17 protein-coding genes are annotated in these 10665 nt (G+C 71.6%); 3 read left to right on the plus strand and 14 right to left on the minus strand.

Annotated features, from left to right (window positions below):
- Positions 1–289: 289 nt before the first annotated feature.
- From ACFYY1_RS42580 to ACFYY1_RS42640, 13 genes are all read right to left on the minus strand, one after another.
- A complete protein-coding gene (locus ACFYY1_RS42580; RefSeq protein WP_388595431.1) occupies positions 290–1723 on the minus strand; it encodes a hypothetical protein in 1434 nt (477 codons plus the stop codon).
- Between the two features lie 572 nt (positions 1724–2295).
- Complete coding sequence (locus ACFYY1_RS42585) at positions 2296–2535, minus strand: hypothetical protein (protein WP_388595433.1); 240 nt, start codon at positions 2533–2535, stop codon at positions 2296–2298.
- On the minus strand, positions 2532–2762 hold the full coding sequence (locus ACFYY1_RS42590; RefSeq protein WP_388595435.1) for a pRL2-19: 231 nt from the start codon (positions 2760–2762) through the stop codon (positions 2532–2534). The genes ACFYY1_RS42585 and ACFYY1_RS42590 overlap by 4 nt, the downstream gene beginning before the upstream one ends.
- On the minus strand, positions 2759–2920 hold the full coding sequence (locus ACFYY1_RS42595) for a pRL2-8 (RefSeq protein ID WP_388595436.1): 162 nt from the start codon (positions 2918–2920) through the stop codon (positions 2759–2761). The genes ACFYY1_RS42590 and ACFYY1_RS42595 overlap by 4 nt, the downstream gene beginning before the upstream one ends.
- A gap of 58 nt (positions 2921–2978) precedes the next feature.
- The gene (locus ACFYY1_RS42600; protein WP_388595437.1) at positions 2979–3413 is read right to left on the minus strand and encodes a protein kilB; all 435 of its coding nucleotides are present in this window, start codon (positions 3411–3413) and stop codon (positions 2979–2981) included.
- Positions 3414–3535: 122 nt separating this feature from the next.
- Positions 3536–3742: a hypothetical protein gene (locus ACFYY1_RS42605; RefSeq protein ID WP_388595439.1), complete on the minus strand. Its 207-nt coding sequence runs from the start codon at positions 3740–3742 to the stop codon at positions 3536–3538.
- A gap of 1 nt (position 3743) precedes the next feature.
- Positions 3744–4634 (minus strand): protein spdB, encoded by an 891-nt coding sequence (locus ACFYY1_RS42610; RefSeq protein ID WP_388595441.1) that lies wholly within the window; start codon positions 4632–4634, stop codon positions 3744–3746.
- A complete protein-coding gene (locus ACFYY1_RS42615; RefSeq protein ID WP_388595443.1) occupies positions 4634–4957 on the minus strand; it encodes a hypothetical protein in 324 nt (107 codons plus the stop codon). The genes ACFYY1_RS42610 and ACFYY1_RS42615 overlap by 1 nt, the downstream gene beginning before the upstream one ends.
- Entirely contained in the window at positions 4954–5091 is a 138-nt protein-coding gene (locus tag ACFYY1_RS42620; protein WP_388595445.1) for a hypothetical protein, read from the minus strand. The genes ACFYY1_RS42615 and ACFYY1_RS42620 overlap by 4 nt, the downstream gene beginning before the upstream one ends.
- Positions 5088–7094, minus strand: coding sequence for an FtsK/SpoIIIE domain-containing protein (locus ACFYY1_RS42625; protein WP_388595446.1), 2007 nt, complete (start codon positions 7092–7094; stop codon positions 5088–5090). The genes ACFYY1_RS42620 and ACFYY1_RS42625 overlap by 4 nt, the downstream gene beginning before the upstream one ends.
- Positions 7095–7172: 78 nt before the next feature.
- Entirely contained in the window at positions 7173–7466 is a 294-nt protein-coding gene (locus ACFYY1_RS42630; RefSeq protein ID WP_388595448.1) for a helix-turn-helix domain-containing protein, read from the minus strand.
- A 267-nt stretch (positions 7467–7733) separates the two neighbouring features.
- Entirely contained in the window at positions 7734–7982 is a 249-nt protein-coding gene (locus ACFYY1_RS42635; protein WP_388595449.1) for a hypothetical protein, read from the minus strand.
- Between the two features lie 500 nt (positions 7983–8482).
- Entirely contained in the window at positions 8483–8767 is a 285-nt protein-coding gene (locus ACFYY1_RS42640) for a hypothetical protein (protein WP_388595450.1), read from the minus strand.
- Between the two features lie 384 nt (positions 8768–9151).
- On the opposite strand from ACFYY1_RS42640, the gene ACFYY1_RS42645 reads away from it, so the two are divergent.
- The 3 genes from ACFYY1_RS42645 (at position 9152) to ACFYY1_RS42655 (ending at position 10214) form a co-directional block, all read left to right on the plus strand.
- Positions 9152–9508, plus strand: coding sequence for a hypothetical protein (locus ACFYY1_RS42645; RefSeq protein ID WP_388595451.1), 357 nt, complete (start codon positions 9152–9154; stop codon positions 9506–9508).
- A gap of 50 nt (positions 9509–9558) precedes the next feature.
- Complete coding sequence (locus tag ACFYY1_RS42650; RefSeq protein WP_388595453.1) at positions 9559–9732, plus strand: hypothetical protein; 174 nt, start codon at positions 9559–9561, stop codon at positions 9730–9732.
- 86 nt (positions 9733–9818) lie between these two features.
- Positions 9819–10214, plus strand: a complete 396-nt coding sequence (locus ACFYY1_RS42655) for a DUF3307 domain-containing protein (protein ID WP_388595454.1) — start codon at positions 9819–9821, stop codon at positions 10212–10214.
- 27 nt (positions 10215–10241) lie between these two features.
- Here the strand turns inward: ACFYY1_RS42655 and ACFYY1_RS42660 are convergent, their stop codons facing one another.
- A complete protein-coding gene (locus ACFYY1_RS42660) occupies positions 10242–10511 on the minus strand; it encodes a hypothetical protein (RefSeq protein WP_388595456.1) in 270 nt (89 codons plus the stop codon).
- Between the last annotated feature and the right edge of the window lie 154 nt (positions 10512–10665).

A 10665-nucleotide genomic window follows, 5' to 3' on the forward strand; every position in this document is an offset into this window, starting at 1 on the left:
GATGGTGGCCGGGGACGGCCGGGGGTTTTCAGGCGGGCGGCGACGGTTGCGTAACGGGTCGCCTAACGGGTCGCCTAACGGGTCGCCTAACGGGTCGCCTAACGGGTTGCGTTGCCGATTTGGGTCCTCGGCCGTCTCCGCAGATCAGCCCCGGTGGGTCAGCGCTGACCCAGCGCCGACACCTCTCCCTGGACAGGGGAGAGGTCACTACTCCACCCCGGCCGGGGCCGATTCGCAGCCGCGGGCGGATCCGCCGGCCGAACTGCACGGCAGGCGGACCCGCTCGGCGTCACTCCTGGGGGCGCCAGACCAGCCTCTTGCGGTCAGTTCTGGCGGTGAGGAGATCCGTGGACTCCTGGAGCCTGCGCTTTGCCCGAGCGTCCTCGGACTCCGCCGCGCGGCCTCCCGCGTCCTCCTCCGCCGCCTTCCACTTGGCCGCGTCGTCTTCGTGCGAGATCTCCCGCACGCCCTTGCTGTCGATGCCCACCGAGTCGAGCAGCGCACGGACCGCTGGCGCCGGGGACTCGCCCCGCCGGGCCGCGTTCCGCGCCGCCTCGCCCACTTCGACGATGATCCGCTTCCGCCCGATCTCAAGCTGCGTTCGGGCCGACAGGTGGACTAGGTGGTCAAGCGCCGTACCGGCGTCCTCGGCGTCGACCGCCTGACGGTCGGCCGCGTCCTGGTTGTCGTCGGTGCCGATGTCGTACGCGCGCTTGAGGCCTTCCGACCACGCCATGTTCTGGCCGCCCTTGGTCGTGAGTTCGTACTCAGCCCACAGCGCTACCAGCTGCTCGATGGAGCCCCACCCGGGGAGTTCGTCGGCGACCTGTCCACCCCGCAGCGCGGCAAGACGGAACAGGATGTCCATCGCCTTCATGTTGCCGCCGCGAGCCTGCTTCACGTCGCCGCGCGCCAGCTCGGCGCCGACGGACCAGTCCGAGTTCACGTCGGTGCCCTGCACCTTGCTGATGTACTTCCCGATTGCCGCCGCGTCCTTGACCGTGTACACCCGCTTGAAGTCGACGCCGTCCCGCTTCGAGGGGCGGAAGTCCGGGTTCGCGGCGGTGACTCCGTCGATCCACGCGGCTTCCCACTCCTTCTCGAACGCGTCGAGATCCTTGGCGTCGGGCCGGAAGTACTTCCGCACGGCCGGATCCCACTTCTCGCCGGACCCGCGCTTGGGCTTCGGGTCCTGGCGGCCACCGAGGAACACGGCGACGTGCAGGTGCGGGTGCCAGCCATTGACCTGGCCGACGGTCACCTCGATCACGCGGATCGTGCCGACGACCCCGAGCCGGTTACGGAGGTTTCCCGCGTTCGACCGGGCCCACTTCCGGCCCTGCAACAGGCCCTTCCAGACCTCCCGGACCTGAACCCGGATCAGGTCCTCCAGGTCGTGGTTCGACCAGTGCCGCACGGTGAAGGTCACGAAGAGGACCATGCCGCCGCGCCGGACGTGCTCGGTGATCGCGGTGTCCGCGTCCGTGGCCCGCTGGCCCCGGATCACCGCCTCGCACACCGGGCAGGCCCACACCGAGGCACACCGGTTCAGGCCCTTCCGGCCGACCTGCTGGCCGTCCGGCGACACGGTCAGGGTGACGCCCGCCGACTCGTCGCGGGCCGACCGGCGGCAGCCGCGGATCGACTTCAGCTTCGAGTAGTCCCACTGGAAGTACAGGCCGGAGTAGTTCCGCCGCTCTCGCTCCCGGCGCCGCCGTTCCACGACGGCAGAGTCGGCGTCCGCCGTCTCCTTGCGAGAGGGGCCACCCCTCTCGCGCTCTCCCCGATCGGCGGCGTCCCTCGCCGGGTCCGCCGAGCCCGGAAACTTCTTTCCCTTACTACCGAGGAAATCCTGGACACTTTCGGAGCCCTGTTCTTGCAGGTCAGACCCCGTTTTCGGGGTGGATTTCGCGTCACCCTTGCGACAGGTCGCAGAACAGTACATTTGCCCCGACCGGGACCGGGTGAACTTCTTGCCGCACGCCTTCCGGCGGCAGAGCGCCCGCGAACGGGCGGGGCGCTGTGGAACAGCGGCGCTGATCTCTCGTACGCTCGTCACGAGCAAACGTCCTCACTCGGCAGCTGACGCCGGTTTGGGGGCGGCGGCCTCGGGCTCCTACACCCGGGGCCGTGCCAGTTTTAGGGCCAGTACGGCCTGGTGATGATCCTGGCACTGATGTGCCGGATTGCTGCCCCTGGTCTGTCTGACGCGCCGTGAGCGCGTCTGGGGCCCCTGTGGTTTGAGGGGCCGTAAGAAGCCCCGCCGGATGATCCGGCGGGGCTTCTGCGTGCTGGTCAGGCGGCGCTGGGGCGGCCGTAGAGGACGACGTCCAGGCAGCCGCCAGGCAGGTCGATGGTGCCGTCGAAGTCGTCGAGGGTGGCGCCGTGTTCGGCGGCGGCGTCCAGGAGTGCGTCCAGGAGCCGGGTGGCGGCGGTGCGCTGAGCGTCGGTGACGGTGGGCCCGCCCCGGTGGATGGCGGCGACGCGCTCCCCGGTGGAACGGCCCCGGCGGTCGGTGTGTCGGCCGATGATCACGGGGTCTCCCTGATGATGGCGCCGCCGTCGACGTCGGGGCGGGGGCGGACGCTGATGCGGATGGTGCCGGTGCCGGGCTGCGGCTCCATGGCTACGGCGTGGAAGCTGCCGTCGAGTCCGCCGATCGCGTCCGGGGCGAAAGCGCCGGCGGGGAGCTCCATCGAGCCGCCGTGGTGCATCAGGATCGCGATCAGCATGGCGTGCGACATGTCGGCCGGGGTGGTCATCGGCTCACGACCATGTGGGCGGGGTGGCCGTGGAGCATGTGGTCGACGCAGGCCGGGCAGTCCTCGCGCGGGGCGAGGTGCCCGTGCGCTTCGCGGGGAGCGTACGCGTGGTGCCAGCACTGGCGGCACTCGCCGGGCGGGGGGTTGGTGGCGTCCATGGCGGGGTCCTTTCGGGTGGGGGCGGGCGCCGGGTGGCGCCCGCCGGGTGAGGGTCGGTCAGATGGAGATCTGGCGTCCGGCGGCAGCTACCAGGGCGTCGGTCGTGAGGATCGCGGCCTCGCGGTGGTACCGGAGCATGTCGCGGTTCTGGGCGTCGCGGAGGGCGTAGGTGGCAGCCGCGGCCTCGCGGGCGGCGTCGGCGACGTCGGGCAGCAGGAGCTGGACTCGCAGGAGCGGGGCGGTGATCGCGGACCGGGTGGCGTGGGACTCGGTGCGGGCGGCGGCCCAGTCCTCGCCGGAGAGGCGCAGGTCTTCCCGGAGCCACATGGTCCGGCGGTGGTCGGACAGCGCCTCCACCAGGGCGGTGATGGCGGTCAAACCCTCGGCCCGGCGGGCGTCGGCGCGGGCGGTGCGGGCGGTGCGGGCCTGGTAGGCGCTGGTGATGCCGACTCCGGCGAGCGTGCCGAGTACTGCGATGAGGGTCTGCCACATGTCGATCTCCCCTTGGTGGTGTGCCGTCCTGCTGACATCTCAATGATGGCATAGCCATCGCAGTGATGGCAATCTCATCATGCAAGAGACCCCGCCCGGATGTCCGGACGGGGCCTCAGTGGTCAGGCGGCGGGGGCGAGTCGGGCGGCGAGCTGGGCGGCGGCGACCAGGATCACCCGCACCTCGGCCTCAGCTCCGGGCGGGAGTCCGGCCGCCGGGAAAAGCGCCGGCGGATCGGTCGGCGGGGGAGTCGGGACCGGCCGGGGCCGGAGGGACACCGCCAGGACGACGACCGCGACCAGGAGCGAGAGCAGGTAGGCGATCGCCATGTCAGGCCCCCGCCCCGGCCGCCGTGGTGGCCCGCTTCCACGCGGCCCGCAGCCGGGTCTCACCGGCCGCGTGCCCCGCCGCCCGGAAGCGCTCCGCCATCCCCCGGTACGGGAGCGCCGGGGCCTCGGACAGGAACTCGGTGACGATCCGGTCCAGCTCTTCGTCGGACAGCGCGGGCGCGGCCTCGATGGCGGCCACGGGCTCGAACTGGCCCCACACGGGGAGTTCCCAGCGGGGTTCCGTGACGCCTGTGACGCCGGGCGTGACGCGCTCTGTGACGCAGGTCAGAGCCTGTGCGGTGCCGTCGCCCTGCCGCGTGCCCTCCAGCTCCGACCACGCCCCGGCGAGCTTCTGGGCGGTCCTGGACTGGACGCGTGCGACGCGGGCCCCGGCCTCCGTCACGGCCGTCAGCCGGGTCTCCTCCGTACCGGCCTCGGCCCGAAGCTGAGCACGGGCCACGGCCGCCCTGTCGCGGGCCTGCTGCTGAATGTCGCGGATCGAGTCGAGCGCCTTCGGGGTGAGCGCGGTCCGCTCCCACAGCCCATGCACGAGCCACAGCGCCTTGGCCGCGATCGGCAGCCACGAGACAGCCAGCCACGACGCCGGGTCGGCCTCACCGAGCGCGTGGGCGACCAGGACGCCGGTCGCCACGAGACCGAAGCCCCACCCGACCGCCGTTACCGGCGTCGAGTGGTCGCCCTGCGCGGCCAGGCGCCGCTCATACGCCAGGGTCGCGAGCCACCCACCGTCCAGCCCGAGCCCGACGACCAGGCGCACGGCGGTCGGCATGCCGTCCAGCCACATCATGACCACGGCCAGGGTGAGCGCCATGGAGATCACCGTCATGGCGACGGCCGGGGCCAGGGTCAGGAACCTCTTGAGCTTCGACATCACTTGGACCCCTTCCGGATCTCACGAACGAGCATCAGAGCAACGGGCGCCGCGACCATCACCGCGACCGCCACGAGGGCGACCGCGAGGAACATCCCGGTCAGGGCACAGGCGCAGGCGACGCCGCCCACGACCAGGGCGGCCGTCTTCCCGGCGGACAGGCCGGGCTTGTGCGAGTGCGAGCAGCTGCACGCGGCCGGGGCCGGTGCGGCGGGGGTTACCGCCTGGGCGGCCTGGACGACGGCGAGGATCTGCGCGATCTGCGCGGCCTGGGCCTCCGCCTGCCGGACGTCGGCGACGGCCTGGGTGAGGTCGGTGCTCATCGGTTCTCCTCCGTCTCCGGGGTGTAGTCGGGGTCGATCGACGCGGACTCGGCGCACTTCACGCAGTCCGGGGGGCACTGGGGCTCGGGCTCGGAGCCGGTCAGTGCGGCGGTGAGGCGGTCCCTCCAGCTCATGCCGACACCTCCTCGGCGCCACCGAGGACCAGGCCGTGGTCGGGGTCCTTGACCAGATCGCCGGACTCCGTCAGGGCCTTGACCAGCTTCGACACGGTGCCCTTGTTCAGGCCCGTCCGGTCGGCGATGTCCCGCCCGGTGCGGGCGCCGTCGCGGACCGCCTCAACGACCTTGTCCCGGTTGGCGACCGGCGCGGCATCGGCCGGGCGCGGGGTCGGGACCTCAGCCGCGGGCTCGGCCTTGACCAGTCGGAGCGCGGGCTGCTTGGCCGACGCGGGCGCCGGCGCTTTCGCCGGGGCCGCCGCGCCGCGTCGCCAGACCGGGCGGTCGGGGAGCGCGATCACGTCCTGGGGCGACATGGCCCGCGTACGGATCTGGTGCGGCGGCGCCTTCGGGTGCGACCGCAGCAGCGCGTACCCCGGCATGGGCAGTTCGTGGGCGTGCCACCCCTTCTCGTGGGCGTCCTGCCCGAACACCACCTGCGACTCGCTCGCGGACGACAGGGCGAGCGAGGCCCGGTAGGTGATCTGACCCGCGATCTGTGAATCGATCCCGTGGCCCTCACCCGACATCGTCGGCTTCTGCGTCGCCCAGATCAGGATGATTTCGCCCGCGCGGGCCCGCCGGGCGATCGACCGCAGGTTCTCGATGATCCGGCCCCAGTCCGGGTCGCCGGGCTCGTCCTTGGTGCCCTTCTCCCGCTTCATCTTGGACATGGAGATGACCTCGGCGCCCTCGTCCACGAACACCGTGATCCGGGGCCTCTCCGGGCTGATCTTGATCACGTCCTGGCCCCGGGGAATCAGCTGTTCGCGCTCGACCATCTCCGCGTACAGCTCATCCGTGACGTCCAGGACGTCTTCCGGGGTCACCGCCGTGCGCGCCCGGTGCTCCCAGTTGATCGCCTCCACCCGCTTCGGGTCGATGACCACCAGCCGGTGATCGGCCGTCTCCGAGGCCTCCGCGAGGAGTGCCCGCGTCGACCAGCTCTTGCCCGCGCCGGACGTGCCCGCGACCATGACCCGCCGCCCGAGCGGCATGTTCACCGGCTCGCCGGTCACCGTGTCGACACCCCACGGGGCGCCCGGAGTCCAGCCGGACAGGTCGGCGTCCTCAGCCGCGTTGCGGGTCCGCAGCGTGATCGTCGCCCGGTCCCCGTGGGTGCCCGGCTTGATCTCCACCCGCAGGTCCGTCCGGGCGCCCAGCAGAGCCCTGACCTCTGCCGACTTGGCCCTGAACCCCTGCGGGGTCCACTTATCGTCGAGCCGCACGTGCGAGACCAGACCGGCCGGAGTGACCTCCACCGGGGTCGGCACCGTGCCCGACAGCCCCCGCGCATCGGCGTGCTGGACCCAGTACGACGGGTCGAGCCGCTCGGCCAGGCGCCGTTCCTCGGCCGACAGTTCGTCCGGCACGTCGACCGTCACCGAGCGGCGGCCCAGCCACAGCGCGGCCACCTGCGCGGCCACCACCACGGTGGACGTCGCAGCGGGCCACGTCGTCCAGTCCTGCGGGGTGCTCATCACGTATGACGCGACCCCGGCCGGGACCAGGTGCGCGGCGTGCGCACGGACGGCGACCTGATTCAGGGTCATCGGGTAGTTCGCCCGCGCCGCTTTCAGGTCAGCCTTGGCGCCCCTCCTGTGGGCCTTGGCGGCCTTGTCGGCGGTGCGGGCCGCTCGGCGCACGGAGGCGAACGGGTTCTTCGAGTCCTTCTTGGCGATGCGGCGCTGGGCCGCCGCCTGGCGCTCGACGACGCGGGCGGAGCCGTGCTCGCGCTGGGCAGCGATCAGCGCCTTGAGGTGCTCCGGCGTCCGGAGCTTCGTCCGGCGGCTGACCTCCTCGTCCCAGCGGGACGCGAGCGGGACGCACAGCGGCGAGAGCGCGTCGGCTGCGTTCACGGCGCGCGTCCGTGTGGCCGACGCCATCGTCTTGACCGGCGCGACCTTGGCGGACACGGCGCTGACCATCGGTGTGAGTCGGGCAAGATTGAGCTTGTTCATCTTCGGTCCTTCGTGAGAGTCGGTCCGGGATGTGCTGGGCGTCGGACTACCGCGAGTGGTCCGGCGCCTTTCTGCTGGTCAGAGCTTGGTCTGACCGTCCGAGCCCTTGGCGGGCGGCAGACGCTTCGCCTGAGCGATCGCCGCGTAGCCGGACAGCAGCTCCGCGACCGTGACGCCGAAGTACTCGGCGACCGGCGGGAGATCGTTCAGCTTCCAGTTCGAATTGCCGAGCAGGCGCTGGGAGAGCGAGCCGCGAGTGATCCCCACGACCTCAGCCACGTCGACCTGACGGCGGCCCGTGCGGGTCATCAGGAGCTTGATCGTCTCGTTCAGCGTCGCTTCCAAGGTCATCTCCCCCTCGTGTTCAGTCATGATTACGTTCCCTTCGATGCGATGACATTGCCATCGCTGGATTGAGGATTACATAGCCAACACTAGGACCGCAACCCCATCGCGCGCATGCCGGGTGATCATGTCCTGTACGTCCCGGTTGCTCCCACGGGTTGCGTCTAGGCCGCGAGTTGCCCCTCAACCGCGCGTGCAACCGCGTGTGACCTGCGGGTTTCCAAGTTGACCCCGAAAAGCTGAGGGGGTCCCTACGCGTACGCGCGCGAGGCGGGCCCAAAATCCGGCGCTGAATCAGCCGTGCCCGCGCAGCTCCAGACGGGCCGCCAGGACGTCCGCCGCGAGCGGCTCCGGGACGTCGAGCAGGAAGTGCTCCGCCGCCCACGCCCGGACGTCCTCCGGGGTCACCCGGACCGGGCCACCGGCCGCCCGCCGGACCGCAAGCGTGATCGCCCAGTCCGCCGCCACCACGACCCGGCGCCCCTCGTGTTCTGCGCCCCTCCGGGCCGCCCTCCGGTCCCGCAACCCCCGCCAGCTGATCATGTGGCGACCCTAGGCGGCTGCCTGCGGCCCCGTCCGGGGATTTCGGCACCCGAGGCCCGTACGGGCGCTGATCGGCCGTCAGCGGGCCGCACAGGGGCGCCCAGTGCCCGTAATCCTCCGTGGCCCACCCCCGGGCGGCTGCGACGAGCGTGGGGCTGTGAAAGACGGCCAGCGGGAAGGGAGGGGTGGCCTCGCGGCGTCACGCGGCCGTCTGCCGGACGATCGCGGGGTCGGCCGCCGTACCCGCGCCGTCACCCCTGCAGGAGCGTCAGGCGCCCACCCCGGTCCGGGAATGGGCGGGCGGGGAGCTTCTGCTGCCGCGATGCGGCCGGGGCCGGATAGCGCTCCGCGTCCGCACGGTCTCGCCGGGGCTCGGAGCGCGACGACCAAGGGGACCGGTCCGACCCGGCAGGCAGCCGCGGCCCGATCCGCCGGCCGAACCGCACGGCAGGCGGATCTCAACGCGCCGTCCCATGAGACGTGCCGCCATCACTCCTGGATCACGGCCCCGGCTGCCGGGGCGGCGCGAGCAGGAAGTCACCCCCCGATTCGTCACGTGACGACCCGTCCGCACCGCCGGAGTCGACACGTGACGAATCTCGGCGCGCGATGGCCGCCGCCACGGCGGCCACCACCACCTCACGCTGCTTCCGTGCCTCGTACGCCCGCTGTCGGCACGACCGGCGGCAGTAGTCCCGGCTCCGGCCGATGCCGGGCTGCTGGATCGCCGTGCCGCACCAGGCACACAGCTTCTCGCCCTCTTGGGGCGCCTCATGAGTCGTCATGGGCCCGAACCTACGTGGACCCCGGGGGGCCGATCTGATGCGTCCGACGCGTCAGTCCAGGTCCGACCCGTCCGCCGATGCGTCCCGGGCTGTCGGTGATGCCACGTCACCGACACGACGACGAGCACCAGGACCACGACGCCGACACGTCGGAGACACGTCGAGCCAAAGCGCCGGCAGGTCCCGGACGCACCACGGACACGTCACGGCGAGCCCGGCCGCCGACGACAGCGCACCTCTGGCACTTTTGCTCGGCCGGTCCGCCCCGCGGAATCCCCACACCTTTGCATCACGGCCCGACGGACCCCCTTGCGCATTGCGCACACCCTGTGCCAATCTCTTGCTGTGCACAAAGCGCACACCACCGATTCGGGGAGGCCCACCATGTCCGTCACCGTCACCAAGACCGCCGGATACACCGCCGAAATCACCTGGACCGCCGACGACGACCCCCAGGGCCACATCGCCAAGGTCGTCGAGAGCGACCAGCTGGCCTACGCCCTGGAGGCGCTCGGCCAGCCGGTGCTGCACGGCACCCCCGAGCAGGTCCTGACCGCCGCTCAGCAGACCGCAGCGCTGGCCCGCCTGCTGGAGCGCCGGGCCGCCTCCCAGGTCGTCCAGCTCCGCGACATCCACGGCCTGTCCTGGCGGCGCATCGCCGCCGTCGTCCTGGACGACCCGGACCGGCAGAGCAGCGTGCGGCGCATGTACGAGTCCGGCCGCCGCCACGCGGGCAACTGACCCACCCACCCACCACCGCCCGACCCCACCAACCCAGAGGAGACAGACCAATGGCGACCTTCGGCAACGTGACCATCAGCGACGACGACGCGGCCAACAACCAGAACCAGAACGTGGAGCCGACCGGCGCGACCATCAACGGCGGCGTCTACGGCGGCGAGAACTACGGCATCCAGGGCGGCGTGTTCGGCGGCCGGATCGTCGTCCACTCCGACGACAAGTAGACGCACCAGGGGCGGCCGACTCACTGCCAGGCGACCGGCCGCCCCTGCTTCTCCCGACCAGCCACGAGACCGCCCAGGAGACCGTCATGTTCGCAGAGCTGTTCATCCTGATGTACGCCGCCCACCTTGCCGCGGATTACCCGCTGCAGACGGACCACCAGGCCGGATGCAAGGCGGCCCACGGCGCGGCCGGATGGCGGGCCAACCTCGCCCACGCCGCGACCCACTTCGCGGCCGTCGCCGTGATGCTCGGCGTCGGCGCACTCGTGCTCGGCCTCACCATCCCGGTTCTGCCGGCGCTTTTGGCTCTCGTCTGGATCGCGGGCACTCACTCGGTCATCGACCGCAGGTGGCCCGTCGCCCGATGGATGGCATTCGCCCGGCAGGCCGGTTGGGCTCAGCACGGCGGCGCCGCCCACGTCGACCAGACCGCGCACGTCCTGGCGCTCGTCGTCGCGGCACTGTTCCTCGCGGCCGTCTGACCCGCACCGCGACGAAGCCCCGCCCGATCACCGGGCGGGGCTTCGTCGTGCCGGGACCGGCTCCGAGGACATTCGCAATGCCTGAGGTGTGACCGATCCGGTCACGCCGCAGGCGGCGGCGAAGCCGAGCACGACGAGCACCAGGACGACGAGCATGACCAGGAGCACGACGAGCACCAGGAGCACGAGCAGCTGCACGACGACGAACGCCAACCCCGACGAACGGCACACCTCTTGCACTCCGGCGACGGCCGGGGCGGAGGGGCTCAGCGGGTGGACAAAGGTACGTCCCCTCACGGGGACGCACGGGCGGCAGGAAGACGCAGCAAGATAGTGCTTACTGACCCCAGTTTCGCGATGGTGGCCGGGGACGGCCGGGGGTTTTCAGGCGGGCGGCGACGGTTGCGTAACGGGTCGCCTAACGGGTCGCCTAACGGGTCGCCTAACGGGT

Origin of the sequence: Streptomyces sp. NPDC001890, assembly GCF_042891445.1 — a bacterium.
Lineage (GTDB): Bacteria > Actinomycetota > Actinomycetes > Streptomycetales > Streptomycetaceae > Streptomyces.